General features: G+C 67.7%; 19 protein-coding genes. 9 read left to right on the top strand and 10 right to left on the bottom strand.

Going from position 1 to position 17,427, the window contains the following annotated elements; genetic code table 11:
* The first annotated feature begins 59 nt into the window (after positions 1 to 59).
* Complete coding sequence (locus AXYL_RS20355) at positions 60 to 1,019, top strand: LysR family transcriptional regulator (protein ID WP_148260721.1); 960 nt, start codon at positions 60 to 62, stop codon at positions 1,017 to 1,019.
* Here AXYL_RS20355 and AXYL_RS20350 read toward each other — a convergent pair.
* Entirely contained in the window at positions 992 to 2,281 is a 1,290-nt protein-coding gene (locus AXYL_RS20350; RefSeq protein ID WP_013394741.1) for an Nramp family divalent metal transporter, read from the bottom strand. The genes AXYL_RS20355 and AXYL_RS20350 overlap by 28 nt on opposite strands.
* Before the next feature lie 129 nt (positions 2,282 to 2,410).
* Positions 2,411 to 2,836 (bottom strand): OsmC family protein, encoded by a 426-nt coding sequence (locus tag AXYL_RS20345; protein ID WP_013394740.1) that lies wholly within the window; start codon positions 2,834 to 2,836, stop codon positions 2,411 to 2,413.
* A 272-nt stretch (positions 2,837 to 3,108) separates the two neighbouring features.
* Here AXYL_RS20345 and AXYL_RS20340 point away from each other — a divergent pair, with 272 nt between their 5' ends.
* The 6 genes from AXYL_RS20340 to AXYL_RS20315 all read left to right on the top strand — a co-directional run bounded on the left by AXYL_RS20340 (position 3,109) and on the right by AXYL_RS20315 (position 8,665).
* Positions 3,109 to 4,263, top strand: a complete 1,155-nt coding sequence (locus AXYL_RS20340) for an ABC transporter substrate-binding protein (protein ID WP_013394739.1) — start codon at positions 3,109 to 3,111, stop codon at positions 4,261 to 4,263.
* A gap of 176 nt (positions 4,264 to 4,439) precedes the next feature.
* Positions 4,440 to 5,348, top strand: a complete 909-nt coding sequence (ehuB, locus tag AXYL_RS20335) for an ectoine/hydroxyectoine ABC transporter substrate-binding protein EhuB (protein ID WP_013394738.1) — start codon at positions 4,440 to 4,442, stop codon at positions 5,346 to 5,348.
* Between the two features lie 9 nt (positions 5,349 to 5,357).
* Positions 5,358 to 6,011 carry an ectoine/hydroxyectoine ABC transporter permease subunit EhuC gene (gene ehuC / locus AXYL_RS20330; RefSeq protein WP_013394737.1) on the top strand — a complete coding sequence of 218 codons (654 nt, stop codon included), beginning with the start codon at positions 5,358 to 5,360 and terminating at the stop codon, positions 6,009 to 6,011.
* Positions 6,008 to 6,679 carry an ectoine/hydroxyectoine ABC transporter permease subunit EhuD gene (gene ehuD / locus AXYL_RS20325; RefSeq protein WP_013394736.1) on the top strand — a complete coding sequence of 224 codons (672 nt, stop codon included), beginning with the start codon at positions 6,008 to 6,010 and terminating at the stop codon, positions 6,677 to 6,679. Before ehuC ends, ehuD begins: the two co-directional genes overlap by 4 nt.
* Complete coding sequence (locus AXYL_RS20320) at positions 6,676 to 7,446, top strand: amino acid ABC transporter ATP-binding protein (RefSeq protein WP_013394735.1); 771 nt, start codon at positions 6,676 to 6,678, stop codon at positions 7,444 to 7,446. Before ehuD ends, AXYL_RS20320 begins: the two co-directional genes overlap by 4 nt.
* Positions 7,447 to 7,552: 106 nt before the next feature.
* The gene (locus AXYL_RS20315; RefSeq protein ID WP_013394734.1) at positions 7,553 to 8,665 is read left to right on the top strand and encodes an NADH:flavin oxidoreductase/NADH oxidase; all 1,113 of its coding nucleotides are present in this window, start codon (positions 7,553 to 7,555) and stop codon (positions 8,663 to 8,665) included.
* 42 nt (positions 8,666 to 8,707) lie between these two features.
* On the opposite strand, the gene AXYL_RS20310 is transcribed toward AXYL_RS20315, so the two are convergent.
* Entirely contained in the window at positions 8,708 to 9,775 is a 1,068-nt protein-coding gene (locus AXYL_RS20310) for a maleylacetate reductase (protein WP_041655797.1), read from the bottom strand.
* A 23-nt stretch (positions 9,776 to 9,798) separates the two neighbouring features.
* Complete coding sequence (locus AXYL_RS20305) at positions 9,799 to 10,788, bottom strand: tripartite tricarboxylate transporter substrate binding protein (RefSeq protein WP_013394732.1); 990 nt, start codon at positions 10,786 to 10,788, stop codon at positions 9,799 to 9,801.
* 146 nt (positions 10,789 to 10,934) lie between these two features.
* Between AXYL_RS20305 and AXYL_RS20300 the strand changes: the two genes are divergently transcribed.
* Positions 10,935 to 11,870 carry a LysR family transcriptional regulator gene (locus tag AXYL_RS20300; protein WP_013394731.1) on the top strand — a complete coding sequence of 312 codons (936 nt, stop codon included), beginning with the start codon at positions 10,935 to 10,937 and terminating at the stop codon, positions 11,868 to 11,870.
* A 63-nt stretch (positions 11,871 to 11,933) separates the two neighbouring features.
* On the opposite strand, the gene AXYL_RS20295 is transcribed toward AXYL_RS20300, so the two are convergent.
* The 6 genes from AXYL_RS20295 to AXYL_RS20270 all read right to left on the bottom strand — a co-directional run bounded on the left by AXYL_RS20295 (position 11,934) and on the right by AXYL_RS20270 (position 16,268).
* Complete coding sequence (locus AXYL_RS20295) at positions 11,934 to 12,680, bottom strand: 2OG-Fe(II) oxygenase (RefSeq protein WP_013394730.1); 747 nt, start codon at positions 12,678 to 12,680, stop codon at positions 11,934 to 11,936.
* Positions 12,680 to 13,384 carry a 2OG-Fe(II) oxygenase gene (locus AXYL_RS20290; RefSeq protein ID WP_041655795.1) on the bottom strand — a complete coding sequence of 235 codons (705 nt, stop codon included), beginning with the start codon at positions 13,382 to 13,384 and terminating at the stop codon, positions 12,680 to 12,682. The genes AXYL_RS20295 and AXYL_RS20290 overlap by 1 nt, the downstream gene beginning before the upstream one ends.
* Positions 13,385 to 13,434: 50 nt before the next feature.
* Positions 13,435 to 14,157 (bottom strand): 2OG-Fe(II) oxygenase, encoded by a 723-nt coding sequence (locus AXYL_RS20285; RefSeq protein ID WP_013394728.1) that lies wholly within the window; start codon positions 14,155 to 14,157, stop codon positions 13,435 to 13,437.
* Positions 14,158 to 14,335: 178 nt separating this feature from the next.
* Positions 14,336 to 15,022, bottom strand: a complete 687-nt coding sequence (locus AXYL_RS20280; RefSeq protein WP_013394727.1) for a dUTPase — start codon at positions 15,020 to 15,022, stop codon at positions 14,336 to 14,338.
* Positions 15,023 to 15,091: 69 nt separating this feature from the next.
* Complete coding sequence (locus tag AXYL_RS20275) at positions 15,092 to 15,613, bottom strand: hypothetical protein (RefSeq protein WP_013394726.1); 522 nt, start codon at positions 15,611 to 15,613, stop codon at positions 15,092 to 15,094.
* A 16-nt stretch (positions 15,614 to 15,629) separates the two neighbouring features.
* A complete protein-coding gene (locus AXYL_RS20270; protein ID WP_013394725.1) occupies positions 15,630 to 16,268 on the bottom strand; it encodes a DedA family protein in 639 nt (212 codons plus the stop codon).
* A 106-nt stretch (positions 16,269 to 16,374) separates the two neighbouring features.
* On the opposite strand from AXYL_RS20270, the gene AXYL_RS20265 reads away from it, so the two are divergent.
* Entirely contained in the window at positions 16,375 to 17,415 is a 1,041-nt protein-coding gene (locus AXYL_RS20265; protein ID WP_013394724.1) for a metal-dependent hydrolase, read from the top strand.
* Positions 17,416 to 17,427: the final 12 nt, after the last annotated feature.

Raw genomic sequence — 17,427 nt, 5'->3', positions numbered from 1 at the left:
GTCCCCGGCTTGCGCATGCATGCACGTTGGGGGGCGGCGGGTGGAATTTCGGGATGGGTATGGATCTTTTGGCAGCGATGCGCATCTACGTCCGCGTCGTCGAACGCGAGACGATGTCGGGCGCCGCCCGCGACCTGGGCATGGGGCAGCCAGCGGTGAGCGAACGCATCGAGAAACTCGAGCGCTTCCTGGGCGCCACCTTGCTGTTGCGCACGGGACGCGCGCTCAAGTGCACCGAAGCGGGCAGAATCTTCTACGAACGCAGCCAGGGCTTGCTGGCTTCGGCAGCCGAGGCGGCCGAGGCCGTCTGGGCGACGGGCCAGGAGATCGGCGGCACGCTGCGGATCGCCGCCGCCCATTGCTACGGCGAAAAGGTTGTGGTTCCTACGTTGATCGCGGCGCGGAACGAACACCCGGGCCTGCTGATGGATCTGATCCTCAACGACGCGGCCGTGGATCCGGCCGTCGAAGGGGTCGATCTTTCGATTCGCCTGGGGAGCGCCGGCGACGGGCGCTATCTTGCCTATCCGCTGGGAGAGGTGGACCACGTGCTGGTGGCCACGCCCGAATATCTAGACCGGTACGGCCCGGTCCTCAACAGGCAGGATCTCGCCAGGCATCCCTTCATCCGCGTCAAGGACGCTTTCCAGAACAAGGCCTTGCCCATGATGGATGCCGCGGGCGAAAGCCGGCCAGCGGCAATCCGCACGGCCGTCACCACCACGCATTGGCGCGCGATGTTCGACATCATTCTGGGAGCGGGCGGTATCGGAGTCGTGCAGCAGCCCGCTTGCGCTGCGGAGCTGGCGTCCGGCAGGCTGGTGCGCCTGCTGTCCGACCATCGGATGCGTTCGCTGCCGGTCACCGCGCTGACGCCGCCGCAAAGGCCGTTGCCACGGAAGACCCGGGCCATCATCGGCATGTTGCGGGAGGCCATCGAGCTCCGCCGCGGCGCGGCGCCGCGCGGCGAGGCCACCGGCCAGTCCTGGGTTCAGACCAGCATGTCAGCCACCAGATAGCCGTCCAGCAGCAGGATACCGACCGTGGCCGCAATCGCCGCCCAGGCCCAGGCGCCGCGCAACACGTACTTGCCCATCAGGCTCTTGCGGCAGGCCAGCAGCACCAGCGGGCCGAGCGCAAAGGGCAGGGCCAGGCTCAGGATGACCTGGCTCAGCACCAGCAGGCTGTCGGGGTCCTGGCCGCCGGTGAACGCCAACAGGCCGACCGCCGCCGCGCCCGCCAGCAACCGGGTTGCAAGCGCGCGGCGCCGGTCGGACCAGCCCTGGCGGATCTGGAAACCGTTGGACAGAATGCGTCCGGCCAGCACGCCGGTGATGGTGGAGCTTTGGCCCGCGGCATACAGCGCCACGGCGAACACAATGGCCGCGCCCACGCCCAGCGTCTGGCCGATCACGGCATGCGCGTCGTCCAGGCTGGAGACGATCAGTCCCGAACCCGACAGCGATGCGGCGGCGACGATCATGATGGCGGCGTTGATCAGCATCGCCAGGCCCAGCGACACGATGGTGTCGTTGCGCGCCACGCGCATGGCCAGGTCGCGCGCGGCGGGCGGCAGTTGCTGCGCGCGCTGGGCCAGCGAGCCCGAATGCAGGTACAGGTTGTGCGGCATCAGGGTGGCGCCGAGTATGCCCAGCGCGATCAGGAAGCCCTGCGGGTCGCGCAGCGCCCGGCCGGTCTGGGTGACGCCGTGCGCCACTTCGGTCCAGGCCGGATTGGCCTTGAACAGCAGGAACACGAAGGACATGGCGACCACCGACAGCAGCAGGGCAATGAAGCGTTCATGCTTGTCGGCGTTGCCGCGGGTCAACGCCAGCACGGCGAAGGTGCCGACGCCGGTGACCGCGACGCCCGCGATCAGCGGCAGTCCGAAGAGCAGGCGCAGCGCGATCGCGCCGCCGATGAGCTCGGCAAGGGCAGTTGCCAGGATTGCCGCCTCGCCGGCCAGCCAGGCCGTCCTGGCCAGGCGCGGCGACAGGTGCCGGGCCGTCAGCGTGGCCAGGTCCTGGCCGGTAGCCAGCGCCAGGCGCGACACCAGGATCTGGAAGCCCAGCGCCAGCAGGGCCGAGATGACCACAACCAGCAGCAGCCCATAGCCGAAGCCGCTGCCGCCGGCGATGTCGGTGGCCCAGTTGCCCGGATCGATATAGCCCACGGCCACCAGGATGCCCGGGCCAGCGATGCGGCGCAGTCCCGCCGACACCTGCACGTCCTGCGCCAGCGCGGTCCTGCCGCCGGATATCGCGTAGATGAATTGGCTCATGCTCGCTCCTGAGAATGATTCTCATCATTCTCTCGCAGGGGCGGAGCGTCAAATTGATTTTGGGCAAGCAGGGGATAGGCTGGCCCAATGGCGCCGCCCTCGCCGGACGGGCCCTGGGCCGCAGCGGGATCAGGACTTGAGCTTCGCGTCCATGGAGATCTTGGCGTTGAGAACCTTGGACACCGGGCATCCTTTCTCGGCCTTGCGGGCGGCGTCCTCGAAGGCCTGGGCGCTGGCGCCGGGGATGACGGCTTCCACGGTCAGGTGGACGGCAGTGATCGAGAAGCCATCGTCCACCTTGTCCAGCGTGACCTCGGCCTTGGTGTCCAGGCTTTGCGCGACCATGCCTGCTTCCGCCAGGATGTTCGACAGGGCCATGGTGAAGCAGCCGGCGTGGGCCGCGCCCAGCAGCTCCTCGGGGTTGGTGCCCGGGGTGTCGCCGAAGCGGGTATTGAAGCCGTAGGCCTGTTCCTTGAGCGCGCCGCTCTGCGTGGAGATGGTGCCCTTGCCGGTCTTCAGGTCGCCGGACCAGTGGGCGGTTGCGGTTTTCTTCATGCGTGACTCCTGTAGTAGGGCCGCGCCCGTCGCGAGCGCGGCCGGTGTGGGAGGGCGCGGGCCGCCGGCTGGGAGCGGAGCGCATTGCCTGGGTTGGCATGACCGATGATACGGCGGGCATGGGCGCTAGGCGCGGAAAGCGTCTGCGCGCAACGGCAAGCCTATGTAACCGCTGGTCTTGCAGCGCGACTGCTTGATGCGCGTCGCAAGGCGGCGCGCGCCCATCAGGCAAAATACGGGCATCTGCTCAAACTTCGCCGAGAACTGCTGTCATGTCTTACAAGCTCGTCCGCTACGCCTGCGCTGTCGCGCTGGCCGTCCCCGCCTTGTCCGCCCACGCCGAAATCGTCATCGGCGTGGACGTGTCCACGACCGGCCCGGCCGCCGCCATCGGCATCCAGACCAATAACGCGATCCGCCTGTGGCCCGCCACGCTGGGCGGCGAGCCGGCCCGCTACGTGGTGCTGGACGACGGCACCGACGTCAGCAGGGCGGTGAAGAACATGCGCAAGCTGACCTCGGAAGACAAGGTCGACGCCATCGTCGGCCCCAATACCACGGCTGCGGCACTGGCGGGCCTGGACGTGCTGGCCGAGACCGGCACGCCCATGATCGCGCTGGCCGCGTCCAGCGTCATCGTCGAGCCGCTGTCGGATCCGAAACGCGCCTGGGCCTTCAAGATGCCGCAGAACGATTCGTTGATGGCCACCGCGCTGGTCGCGGACATGAAGAAGAAGGGCCTGACGAACGTGGCTTTCATCGGCTTCGCGGATTCCTACGGCGACAGCTGGTGGAAGGAGTTCACCGCCGCTGCCGGGACCGACCTGAAGATCGTGGCGCAGGAACGCTTCCAGCGCACCGACGCGTCGGTGGTGGGACAGGTGCTGAAGGTCATCGCCGCCAAGCCCGACGCCGTGCTGATCGCCGGCGCCGGCACGCCTTCCGCCTTGCCGCAGAAGACGCTGCTGGAACGCGGCTACACCGGCGCCATCTACCAGACGCATGGCATCGGCACGCTGGAGTTCCTGCAGGTCGGGGGCGCGGACGTGGAAGGCACCTTGTTCCCCACCGGCCCCGGCGTGGTGGCGCGCGAGCTGCCGGACGACAACCCGGTCAAGAAGGTGGCGGTGGCCTTCGCCGACAAGTACGAAGCCCGCTACGGCGCCAACACGCTGACCCAGTTCGCGGGCGACGCCTATGGCGCCTGGATGTTGCTGGATTCGGCGGTGGCGCGGGCGCTGAAAACTGGCGCCAAGCCCGGCACCCCGGAGTTCCGCGCGGCGCTGCGCGACGCCCTGGAAAACACGCGTGATCTGGTTGTGCCCAATGGCGTCCTGAATATCACCAAGGACAACCACCAAGGCTTCGACGAGCGCGCCCGAGTCATGGGCATCGTCAAGAACGGCCGTTTTTCCTACGCGGAGTAAGTGGGGACATAGACGTCTACCATTCGTAACTTGTCCTGACCTCTCATAGGGCGACGGATCGAAAAGCAGGCTGCGGCCTGCTTTTTTTCGAACACATCATTCGTGTAGAAATCATTTAATAGCGTATTATTTTTAGTGAATCCATATACCTCGAAATAAATACAGGAGAAACTGCCATGAGCCTGATCCGATCCAGACGTTTGCTTGCCGCCTTGAGCCTGGGGGTGCTGGCGGCATGTTCCGACTCGGGGTCCGACAAGGCTGCGCCGGCCGCGAGCGCACCCGCCGCGGCGTCCACCCTGGAGGCCGCCAAGGCCGCCGGCAAGATACGCATCGGCTACGCCAACGAAGCGCCTTTCGCCTACATGGACAGCAAGGAAGCCAAGGTCACGGGCGAGTCCGTGGAGATCGCGCGGGTAGTGCTCAAGCGCATGGGTATCAACGAGGTGGAGGGCGTCCTGACCGAGTTCGGCTCCCTTATTCCGGGTCTGCAGGCCAAGCGTTTCGACATCATCGCGGCGGGCATGTACGTCACCCCCGAACGCTGCCAGCAGGTGGCGTTCTCCGACCCCACCTATGGCGTCGGCCAGTCCTTCCTGGTCAAGCAGGGCAATCCCAAGAACCTGCACAGCTACGAAGACGTGATGAAGAATCCCGACGCCAAGCTGGGCGTGGTGGTGGGCGCGATCGAAGCGGAGTACGCCTCCAAGATCAAGGTGCCGCCGGCGCAAGTGGTGGTGTTTCCCGACGCGGTCAGCGCGCTGTCCGGCGTGCAGGCCGGGCGCGCCGACGCCTACGCGGCCACGGCGCTCACGGTCAACGACTTGATGGGCAAGACCAGCGCGGCCAGCGGCCTGGAGAAGGCCGATCCGTTCAAGGACCCCGTCATCGACGGCAAGGATGTGCGCGGCTACGGCGCCTATGCTTTCCGTTCCGACGACAAGGCTTTTGCCGACGCTTTCAACGCTGAATTGGCCAAGTTCATCGGTACCGAAGAACACCAGAAGCTGGTGGCGCCCTTCGGCTTCACCCCGCAGGAGCTGCCCAAGGGAGTCACGGCCGCCAAGCTGTGCGCCGGCCAGTAAGGGGGGCGCATGCGGTTGATATCCGAGCATTTCGCCGAGCTCGTGCCGCCACTGCTGCAAGGGCTGGCGGTCACGCTTGAGATCATGGCCGGCGCGGTGGTGCTGGCCGTCCCGCTGGCGCTGGCCGCGGGCATCGGGCGCCTGTCGTCCCTGCGTCCCTTGCGCTGGATCGCGGCGGTCTACGTCGAGGTGTTCCGCGGCACCTCGGCCCTGGTGCAGCTGTTCTGGTTCTATTTCGTGCTGCCGCTGTTCGGCGTGCAACTGCCCGCCATGCTGGTGGGCATCGTGGTGCTGGCGCTGAATGCCGGCGCCTATGGCGCGGAAGTGGTGCGCGGCGCGATCCGCGCGGTGCCGCCGGGCCAGCGCGAAGCCGGCGTCGCGCTGAACCTGACGCGCGGCCAGATCATGCGCCGCATCGTGGTGCCGCAGGCCGTGCCGGCCATGCTGCCGCCGGCCGGCAACCTGCTGATCGAACTGCTGAAGAACACCGCGCTGGTGTCCCTCATCACCATCACCGACCTGACTTTCCGCGGCCAGTTGCTGCGCAGCGAGACCTTGCGCACCACCGAGATCTTCACCCTGATGCTGCTGATGTACTTTGCCGTGGCCCTGCTGATCACGGCCGGCGTGCGGCTGCTGGAACGCAAGGTGCGCGTGCGATGAAGCCGGTATTCGATTGGTCCTTCGCCCTGGAAATCCTGCCCACGCTGGGCTCCGCGCTGCTCATCACGATCCAGGCCACCGTGCTGGGCATGCTGGTGGCCGTCACGCTCGGCCTGGCGCTGGCGCTGTTGCGGCGTTCGCGCCTGCGCATCGTGTCGCTGCCCACGGCTTTCGTGATCGAGTTCGTGCGCAGCACGCCCTTGCTGGTGCAGATGTACTTCCTGTTCTACGTCCTGCCCCTGACCGGCGTGCGGCTGTCGCCGCTGGCCACCGGCATCGCCGCGCTGGGCCTGCACTACGCGACCTATTGCGCCGAGGTCTACCGTGCCGGCATCGAGGCGGTGCCGCGCGGCCAATGGGAGGCTGCCACCGCGCTGAACATGTCGCGCTGGCGCACGGCGGTGGGCGTGGTGCTGCCGCAGGCGATTCCGCCGGTGGTGCCGGCGCTGGGCAACTACCTGGTCGCCATGTTCAAGGACACGCCGCTGCTGTCGGCGATCACCGTGGTGGAACTGCTGCAGCAAAGCAAGATGATCGGCTCGGCGACGTTCCGCTACACCGAGCCCCTGACCCTGGTGGGCCTGCTGTTCCTGGCGCTGAGCCTAGTGGCGGCCTGGGGCGTGCGCGGCCTGGAGGCCCGCCTGCAACGATATGGAGGAAAGCGATGAGCGCCAGCGTAAGCATCAAGAACCTGCGCAAGCAGTACGGCGATCTGGAGGTGCTGCGCGGCATCAACCTGGAGATCCCGTCGGGCCAGACCGTGGCCGTGATCGGCCCTTCGGGCTCGGGCAAGTCCACCCTGCTGCGCGTGCTGATGACGTTGGACCGGCCCACCAGCGGCGACATCGAGATCGATGGCGTGCCCATGTGGACCGACGCCCAGGGCCGCCCCGCCGGGCCCAATTCGGACCATCTGCGCAAGGTCCGCGGCAAGATCGGCATGGTGTTCCAGCACTTCAACCTGTTCCCGCACATGACGGCGCTGGCCAACGCCATGGAGGCGCCGCTGCACGTGCTGGGCATGTCGCGCATCCAGGCGCGCGAACGCGCCGTGGAATACCTGGAAATGGTCGGCCTGGGCGACAAGCTCGACGTCTATCCGGCGCAGTTGTCGGGGGGGCAGAAGCAGCGCGTGGGCATCGCGCGCGCGCTGGCCATGTGTCCCGACATCATGCTGTTTGACGAGGTGACCTCGGCGCTGGACCCGGAACTGGTGGGCGGCATCCTGCAAATCCTGCGCGACCTGTCGGCCCGGCGCAGCATGACGATGATCATCGTGACCCACCAGATGAAGTTCGCCGAACGCAGTTCGGACCGGACCCTGTTCTTCGACGAGGGCAATATCGTCGAGGACGCCGAATCGTCGGTGCTGTTCAGCCAGCCCCAAGAGGCGCGCACGCGCCAGTTCCTGGATTCGGTGATCGAAGGGCAGTAGCGCATCGCTCGCGGCTGCGGTTGACCCCGCCCGGGCCTGCGGTATTCAGGCCGCCAGCCGGGTTGGGGCGCTATGCTTTCGCATCCCATGCCCCGGAGGCTCCAGCATGTCCCTGCTTTTCAGTCCCATCTCCATCGGCCAGCTGGAGCTGGCCAACCGCATCGTCATCGCGCCCATGTGCGAGTACTCGGCTGAAAATGGCCTGGCGACCGATTGGCACATGATCCATCTGGGACACCTGGCCTTGTCCGGCGCCGCGCTGCTGTTCGTGGAAGCCACCGCCGTGGAGCCCGACGGCCGCATCACCCCGGGAGATCTGGGCCTGTGGTCCGACGAAACCGAGGCGGCGATCGGCCGCGTCGTCGCCGCCATCCGCCGCTATGCGCCCATCAAGCTGGGCATACAGCTCGCCCACGCGGGCCGCAAGGCTTCCAGCGACGCGCCCTGGAACGGCGGCCAACTGGTCCCGCCCGAGGCTGGCGGCTGGCAGGGCTGGGCGCCCTCGGCGCTGCCGCACAATGCGTCCGAACCCGCGCCCCATGCGCTCGACGCGGCGGGCCTGGCGCGCATCCGCGACGCCTTCGTGGCCAGCGCCCAGCGGGCTATCCGGCTGGGCTTCGACGCGATCGAGCTGCACGCTGCGCACGGCTATCTGCTGCACCAGTTCCTGTCGCCCTTGTCGAACCGGCGCGACGACGCCTACGGCGGCTCGCTTGCGAACCGCATGCGTTTTCCGCTGGAAGTCTTCCAGGCGCTGCGCGAGGTCACGCCGCCGTCCGTGGCGCTGGGCGTGCGCGTATCCGCCACCGATTGGGTCGAGGGCGGCTGGGATCTGGAACAGACGCTGGTGTTGGCGCAGGCCTTGAAGGAACGGGGCTGCGAGTTCATCGACGTCTCCAGCGGCGGCGTTTCGCCGCAGCAGAAGATCCCCGCCGGGCCGAATTATCAGGTGCCGTTCGCCGACGAGATCAAGCGCAAGGTGGGCATGCCCACCATCGCGGTGGGCCTGATTACCGAGGCGCAACAGGCGGAAGACATCCTGGAGCACGGTCAGGCCGACATGGTCGCGCTGGCGCGCGGCATGCTGTATGACCCGCGCTGGCCCTGGCACGCCGCGGCGCAATTGGGCGGCCAGGTCAGCGCGCCGCGCCAATACTGGCGCTCGCAGCCGCGGGATCAGAAGGCGCTGTTCGGCGAAACCCGCTTCGGCCAGCGCTAAGCGAAAGCGGCAGGCTAGTCCGCGGCCTGCCGGAACCCCGTCTCAGGGCCGCGTGCCGTCGTAGGCGTCTTGCAGCAGGGTCCGCAAGGCTTCGCGTTCCAGCGGACGAGGATTGGGGTAGGGCGTTTGCAAGGCGATGTCGCAGGCGCGGTCCAGGTCTTGCTCGCGCATGCCGATATCGCGCAGCGCGGTGGGCGCGCCCAGCGAACGGGCCAGGTCGAACACGCCAGCCGCCGCAGCCGGCGCGCCCAGCGCCGCCGCGATGCGCTCCATGGCTTGCGGCGCGGCCGCGGCGTTGTAGGCCAGGGCTTGCGGCAGCACCACGGTGTGGACTTCGGCGTGCGGCAGGTTGAAGCTGCCTCCCAGCGTGTGGCAGAGCTTGTGATGCAGTGCCATGCCCACGCTGCCCAGCACCGTTCCGCACAGCCAGGCGCCGTAGAGCGCGTTGCTGCGTGCCTCCAGCAGAGCCGCGCCGCCGGCGCCGGCGTGAATGGCGGGCAGCGACTGCGCCAGCGCGCGTATGCCTTCCTGCGCCATCAGGTCCATGATCGGATTGCCGTCGCGCGCATACAGGCCCTCTGCCGCGTGGGCGATGGCGTTGATGCCGCTGGTCACGCTCATCGATACCGGCAGCGACAGGCTCAGTTCCGGGTCGTACACCACGCTGCGCGGCAGGACGCGGTCATCCTTGCCGGTCTTCTTCATGCCGGCCTCGGTGATGCCGTAGATCGGCGTCATTTCCGAGCCCGCATAGGTGGTGGGCACCGCGATGACTGGCAGCCCGGAGTCCAGGGCGATGGCCTTGCCCAGGCCGATGGTGGAGCCGCCGCCCACGGCCACCGCGCAATCGGCGCCCAGCTCGCGCGCCGCCTCCCGCGCCTGGCGCGCGATCTCGATCGGCACGTGCATCACGGCCTGGTCGAAGATCCCGGCCACGCGCGCCTCGCCCAGCAAGGTTGCGACCCGTTCGGCCTGCGCGCGCTGCGGCGGCGTGCAAAGCACCAGCGCGCGCCGCAGCCCCAGCGTATCGAGTTCGGCCGCCAGGCCGCCCAGGCTGCCCGGCCCGAAGACCACGCGCTGGGCGCGGCTGGCGTAGATGAAGGATTGCATGGCGTTCCCGGTCGGCATATCGGTCATTGTGCAACGATTCCGCGGTTCTTGATGAGCTGGCCCCAGCGCTGGGATTCGGCTTGCACCAGCCGGTTCATGTCGTCGCGGCCGCCGGCCACCACTTCGAAGCCGGATTCGGTGATGCGTCCGGCGACGGCCGGGTCGCGCAGCGCCGCGATGGTGGCGTCGGCCAGCTTGTCCAGCGTCGCCGCCGGCGTTTGCGCCGGCGCCACCATGCCCACCCAGGAATAGATCTCGAAGCCCGGATAGCTTTCGGCGATGGCGGGCACGTCCGGCAGGGCGGCGACGCGCTTGGGCGCGGTCACCGCGAGCGCGCGCAGCTTGCCGCTCTGGATGTGGGGCAGCACCAGCGGCAGGCTGGCGATGATGGATTCCACGTGTCCGCCCATCAGGTCCGACACGGCCGGACCGCCGCCCCGGTAGGGCGTATGGATGCCGCTGGTGCCCGCGGCCTGGTGGAACATTTCGGCCGCCAGGTGGTTGGAACTGCCCGCGCCGACCGAGGCGTAGGACACGCTGCCCTTCTTGCCGGCCGCCACATAATCGGCCAGCGTCTGGTAGGGGCCGCTGGCCGTCACCGCCAGCACCATGGGCGAACGCACCATGTATGACACGCCGGTCAGGTCGCGCGCCGTGTCATAGGGCAGCTTGGGGTAGATGTGCTGCTCGGTGGCGTAGGAATCGAACACCATTTCCACGGTGTAGCCGTCGGGCGCGGACTTGGCGACCAGCGCCGTGCCTATGGTGCCGCCGGCGCCGCCGCGGTTGTCGATGACCACCGTCTGGCCCAGCTTGTCCTGCAGCGCCTGCTGCACCTGGCGCGCTACCCGGTCCACGGTGCCGCCCGCGGCAAAAGGCACCACGATCGTCACCGGCTTGCTGGGATAGGAATCCGCCAGCGCGGGCAGGGCGGTGGCCCAGGCGCCTGCGGCGAGGGCGGCGGTCGCCAGCAGGGCGCGGGGCGAGCGGCGGGGGGCGGTAATAGGGGGCATGCGGGTCTCCTGGGCTTATCGTCGTTGTATCCGGCCGTCTATCTTTGTCAAAATTGCCAAAGTGCGGCCATGCACGGTATCGTAATTGGCAAATTCCCCAGGAAAGCTGGCGTCGCACGCCAAAGCCTTTTGCGCCATACGCACAAATGAAAACCGTCAAATTCGCCGAAAGCCTGTCCATCTTCGTCGACGTCGCCCGCGCTCAGAGCTTTTCCGAGGTGGCCCGCCGCCGTGGCATGGTGGCCTCGTCCGTGGCGCGGCAGATCGGCGCGCTGGAGTCCGAACTCAAGGTGCCGCTGTTCGTGCGCTCCACCCGCGCCCTGATGCCGACCGAGGCAGGCGAGGTGCTCTACGAGCGCGCCGTGAAGATCCTGCACGACATGACCGAGGCGCGCTCCGAAGTCATATCTCTGGAGCAGACCGTGCAAGGCCTGTTGCGCGTCAGTTGCCTGCCCGCGTTCGCGCGGCGCTACGTGGTGCCCATGCTGCAGCAGCTGGGCGAACGCCATCCGCAGTTGCAGGTGGAGCTGGAGTTGACCGAGCGCGTGGTGGACCCGGTGGTGGAGCGCATGGACGTGGTGGTGCGGGTGGGGCAGCAGCCCGACAGCAGCCTGATCGGGCAGCGCATCGGCAGCCATCGCTACCTGATCTGCGCCGCGCCCTCATACCTGGAGCGTCATGGCGTGCCGCGCACGCTGGCGGACCTGTCGCGCCATCGCCTGATCGACCGGCGCCACAGCACCAGCGTGCGCGGCTGGCGCGAGCTGGGCGATGGCCAGTGGGCGCAGGACGCCCGATTCGTGCTGGAATGCGACGATTGCGACGCGCGCCGGTTCGCGGCGCTGGAAGGGCTGGGCATCGCGCTCATGCCCAACTGGTCCGCGGGCGCGGACATCGGCGCCGGGCGCCTGGTGCAGTTGACGCTGGAGGACGCCAGTCCGCCGCCGGAAAGCGGCATTTATCTGCTGCGCGCCATGCCGCGCGCCAATGCGCGTATCCGCGCTTTCACCGAGCAGTTGCGGCGGCAGATCGGCTCCCCTTTGGTGTGGGACGCGGCCATCGAGACGGCGCGCGCGGCCTGACGCGCCTGGAAACAGGTTGCGCGGTCGTCATCCGCGGCTGGGCGGCCCCGCTGGCGCCGCGCCTTATTTGGCGTCGTGGAAAATGATCCCCAGCGTGTGCCGCTCGCCCTTGCGCAGCCGGCTGACACCGTGCCGCAGATGGGCCCGGTAATAGCCGCGCCCCGAACGCACCGGCTTGTGGTTGACGGCAAGCACCACGGCATCGCCTTGCCGCAGCGGCACCACGTCGGCCCGGCCAGGCTGCTTGGGGTTGCTTTCGGCCAACAGCAGTTCGCCGCCTTCGAAGTCGCGCCCTGGCTCGTCCAGCAGGAAGATGACCTGGAACGGAAAGACGTGATCGCCGTACAAGTCCTGATGCAGGCAGCAGTAATCGTTCACCTGATACCGCAGCAGCAGCGGCGTGGGCCGCCGTTGGCCCGCCGCATGGCAGATGTCGCGGAACTCGTCGTGGGTCGCGGGAAAACGTTCCTCGATCCGCATGGCGGCATGCCAGCGGTTGGCGATGGGCGCCAGGCGAGGATAGAGCGACTGCCGCAAGCCTTGGACGGCGTCGGGCAGCGGGTAGCCGAAGTACTTGTACTCGCCCCGGCCGAACGCATAGCGCTCCATCACGATGCGGCTGCGAAAGCGCGCTTCGTCGGTGTAGCTGCGCGCGAGTTCCCTGCACTGGGCGGACGTCAGCAGCGCGGGCAGGACGGCGTAGCCATCGCGGCCGAGCGCGTCTTCGGCGGCCTGCCAGTCGGCCGCCGCAATCCGGGCTTCAGGCGGCTCGTGTTGCAGGATCGTTGTCGGCATGGTGCAGGTTGGCATCAGGGCGCATCGTGAAAATACAGTTCCAGGCCGACGCGCTCGCCCTTGCGCACGCGGCTGACGGCATGCTTGAGATTGACGCGATAGTCGCCCTTGGAACCCGAGAAGGGGCGTTCCGCCGTGGCGATGATGGCGGCGTCGCCGAACTTGAGCGGCGCCACCATCGGACGCGACTGCATGCGCGGACGCTGCTCCGTCATCACGAATTCGCCGCCCTGAAAGCCATCGCCCGGTTCGGACAGCAGCGCGACTACCTGCATGGGGAATACCTGCTCGCCATCATTGCGCTGATGCAGCGCCACGTAGTCGTCGACGCCGAGTCGGTTCAGGTGAGAGCGCGCCCTGGTCTGGCCCGCCTGCCGGTTGCGCGCCAGGAATTCCGGCAGCTCGGCGGGGTAGCGCAGGCTGGCGCCCATGCGCTCGTTCCAGCGATTGGCATGGCCGGCCAGCCGGCGGTACAGCGACGCGCGCACCGGCTCCAGCGGCGCCGGCATGGCGGCGTCGAAGTAGTACAGCTCGCCGCGCCCCAGCCCGCTGGATTCCAGGCTTACCCGCCTGGCTTGCGGCGCGTCGACCTGCCGCGCCAGGCTGCGCGCCAGCTCGGTGTCCAGCAATCCGGGCAGCAAGGTATAGCCTTCGGTATCGAGCTGCGATCCGATGTCTGCCCAATCCAGGCGCTCCAGGCGGGTCTCGAGGGCGGTCATGCCGCTGTCATGCATAGGGTTCTCATCGATGTTCGGAAGCCAGCGTGGCGTCATGCTGCGTCATGGAAGATAAGGCCCACGGTGTGGCGCAGGCCGCCGCGCACGCGGCTCACGCCGTGCCGCATGGCGACCTTGCGCGGCCCGCGCGCGCCCGCCGCAGGCCGTTGATTGACGGTGAACACCACGGCGTCGCCCTGGTTCAGCGCCACGACGTCGGCGCGCTGGCCATTGGCGCCAAGCTCGGTCATGACGAATTCGCCGCCGGTGAAATCCTTGCCGGGTTCGGACAGCAGGATGGCGACCTGCAGCGGAAACACATGCTCGCCATAGAGATCCTGGTGCAGGCAGTTGTAGTCGCCCTCGCCGTATTGCAGCATCAATGGCGTGGGGCGGGCCTGGCCCGCCCGATGGCAGCGTTGCAGGAAGGCGTCCAGTTCAGGCGGGTACTGCGTATCCTTGCGCAGTTGTTGATTCCAGCGGTTGGCTATCGGCGCGAGCCGGGCATAAAGCGCATGGCGCAGGCAGTCGAGCAACGGCGGCAAGGGGTACGCGAAGTATTGGTATTCGCCGCGTCCGAATCCATGGCGCGCCATGATGATGCGCGAACGGAAGCGCGCTTCGTCCGGGTAAAGAGCGGAAAGGCCGCGGCATTGCCGCGCCGTCAGCAGTCGGGGAAGTACGGCGTTGCCATGGGCATCCAGGGCATGCTCCACAGTCACCCAGTCATAGCGGGCGGCGTTCATCGCCTGGTTCTCGCTTGCCGCGGCGTGCATGCCGGATCCTCTCTGCGCTTGAAGACCCGTTCAGTATAAAAACTCACGCCTCTTTTAAAACTCCGTTCCTTGCGCTTGGCTGGGAAGCGCGCTTCCCTGGGAGCCTGGCGCTGCCGGCTCCGCCATGAAAAAACGCCGCGAGCGCGGCGTCTTTCAGGCGGGCGGGGCAGGCGGGCGCTTACAGGCGCGAGTACGCCTGCTCCAGTTCGCGATGCAGCTGGTCGGCGAAATCCTCGCGCGCGGGGTCCAGCTGCGACAGCAGGCGGGCCAGCACGACGTTGTCTTCCTCGCCGTTCCAGATCTTGATGTAAGTGCCTTCCTTGTAGCCATGCTGCTGGCGGAAGATGTTCAGCACGTTCTTGGACACGTATTGCGTGTAGGCGTCGTTCCAGCTCATGTCGCAGGACGTCATGGTCTGTTCCAGCACCTTGAAGCTGGCGCGGCCGCACACGGCCAGGCCGCCGATCAGTTCCAGCAGCTCGGGCACGTTCAACTGGTCCAGCGTGTGGGTCTTGCCGTCCAGCGCGACCGAGGCCGGGCCGGACAGGTCGGCGACCAGCGCGCCGGCGGCGGCGCCGATGTCGCCGCGGGCTTGCACGATGGTGTGCGACAGGTAGAAGTGCAGGATGTCCACCAGTTCCATTTGCACCTGCGGCAGGTCGATGGTCTGCTTCTTCCACCACTTCCAGCCGTAGTGTTCCAGCGCCTCGGCGGATTCGACGAAGGCGGCGCGCAGGAAGCGGGCTCCGCCGTTGACCCAATCCGGATTGATCATGCTGTTCAAGTGGCCCTGCAGCTTCAGCATCGTGGCCGCCTGGGCCTGGTTCAATCCGACTACGTTATTCACTTTCACTCCGTGGTTCATGGGTCTTTCGACAGCGGCGGAAATGTTAGCACCATTGCCCGCCCGAGCCGGGCCGCCCCGGTGGCGGAATCAGGCGTCTCCGTCCTTGCGGTAAGAAGAGCGCTTGAGCGGAGGCAGCGGCGCCTTGCCGCGCGGATTGCGCGCGTTGCGGGCGGCCTTGAACAGCATCATGGCGAAGAAGAACAGGAAGACGGCGGGCATGGCCTCGTCCAGGTCGAACCCGGGGCCGCGCAGGGCTTCGAAGATGATGCGCGCTCCGGCCCAGCCGGCCAGGATGCCGCCCACCGTCAGGATGACGCCGATCTTGCGCTGGGTGGCTTGGCGGGCCATCGATACCTCGGCGGCATCTGTCTGGCCCGGAGCCGCGGGCGCTTGCCGCGATTGCAGGGGCGGCGGGGCCGGCTTGCCCCAGGGCGCGCCGGATAGCGTTTCAGAGGGAGAGGCCGGGGGCGCGGGAGGGGGCGGGGGAGCTGCCGGGCGGGATTGCGCCCGCTTGTCGGGAACCTGCCCCGGCGTTACGCCGCCGGCACGCGTCAGGTTCTCGATATAGCGCGCGAAGTCGCCATTCCTGGGCTCCCCATCTATGGCCATGGCCCCTCTCTCCGGTTCAGTTGCCGCGGCGTTGGCGCGCCGGGACCCGGCGCTTGCGCAGCATGGCTATCAACAGCCCGCATCCTAGCAGCACCGAGAGTCCCGCGCCGATCATCATGGCAATCTGTTGCGCATTGTCCGCCGTGCCCAGGCTGCGCGCCGTGATGTAGCCCGGCGCCAGCATCAACGGCATCCACAGGATGGCGGACGTGACGTTGGCCAGCTGGAAGCGGCTGTGTCCCATGCCCATCACGCCGGCGACCGTGGGGATGGTGGAGCGGATAGGCCCCAGAAAGCGGCCGATCAGCACGGAAGCGAAGCCGTAGCGGTAGAAGAACAGGCGGGCGCGCGCCACGCCGCTGCGCTGTTGCTTCAGCGGCCAGCGGCGCAGGACGCCGGGACCGGCCCAGCGGCCCAGCCAGTAGGACAGGGCGTCGCCCACGATGGCGCCGGCGATGCCCCAGGCGATGATGCTCCAGGGGTTCAGGGTGCCCGCGCCGATCAGGCCGCCGGTCAGCAGCATCAGGGCCGTGGCCGGGATGAACAGGCCCAGCAGCACCATCGATTCGCCGAGGGTGAGCAGGAAGGTAATCGGGCCCGCCCAGGCCTGGTTGGCCTCGATGAACATCGCGATCTGGTCGACGTATTGGTCCATGGATACAAAGTTGAAATTTAGCTGAACGCAATCGGGTATGTTAACGCCTGCGGAACTGCCGGTGCGCCGTATAGTCCGTCTGGATGAAGCTAAATGTTGGAGAGTTATGGATTCGGTTACGCAGGCGGTGCTGGGCGCGGGCATACAGGGCGCCCTGTTGGGACGGGTGCAGGGGCGCCGGGCGCTGATCTACGGCGCGGCGCTGGCGACAGTGCCGGACCTGGACGTGCTGATGAGCTACCCGGACCCGGTGTCGCTCATGACCTACCACCGCGGTTTCTCGCATTCGGTCTTCGTGCTGACCGGCCTGGCGGTTTTCCTGACCTGGCTGATCCGCAAATACTGGCCGCAGGCGCCGTACAGCGGACGCCGGCTGTTCCTGACCTTATGGCTGGTGCTGGTGACCCATCCCGTGCTGGACGCCTTCACGGTCTACGGGACGCAGCTGTTCTGGCCGCTGGCGCTCATCCCTGAAAGCTGGGCCGCCGTGTTCATCATCGACCCGGTCTATACCGTGCCGTTGCTGCTGGCGGTGCTGTTCGCCGTCGGCTTCGGCATGACGCGCACCGCGCGCAGGCTGCTGGCCGCCGCGCTGGTCTTCAGCACGGCCTACCTGGGATTCGGGCTGGCCGCGCGCATTGCCGCCGAGGACCGCGTGCGCGAGGCGATGCAGGCGCAGGGCATTGCCGTCAGCGAACTGCGCGCCGTGCCCATGCCTTTCAACACGCTGGTGTGGCGCGTCATCGCCAAGACGCCCGACGGCCACTATTACGAATCGGTCAGCAGCCTGTTCGACCGGGATCCGCCGGAATGGCTGCGCCAGCCGCTCAATCTGGACGTGGCGCAGGCGCTGGCGGACGCGCCGCTGCACCAGCGCCTGCGCTGGTTCACGGACGACTGGCTACGCTACGACGTCATAGGCAACGCGCTGGTGGTGACGGACCTGCGCATGGGCATGGCGGGCCATTACACCTTCCGCTTCAAGATGGCGGAACGCGCGGCGGACGGCAGCTGGCAGGCGGTGACGCCGTCCAGCTGGCCCACCGAGCGCGGCGGCTGGGCTGAACTGAAGCTGGTGCTGGGCCGCATCCTGCATGCGCAGCCGCCCTTGCCGCTGGCACAGTGGTCGGAGCTGTCGACGCGATAGGCCGGGACGCGG

It is taken from the genome of Achromobacter xylosoxidans A8 (genome assembly GCF_000165835.1).
GTDB classification, from domain to species: domain Bacteria; phylum Pseudomonadota; class Gammaproteobacteria; order Burkholderiales; family Burkholderiaceae_B; genus Achromobacter; species Achromobacter xylosoxidans_B.
This window is presented reverse-complemented; position numbering and strand designations above follow the sequence as displayed.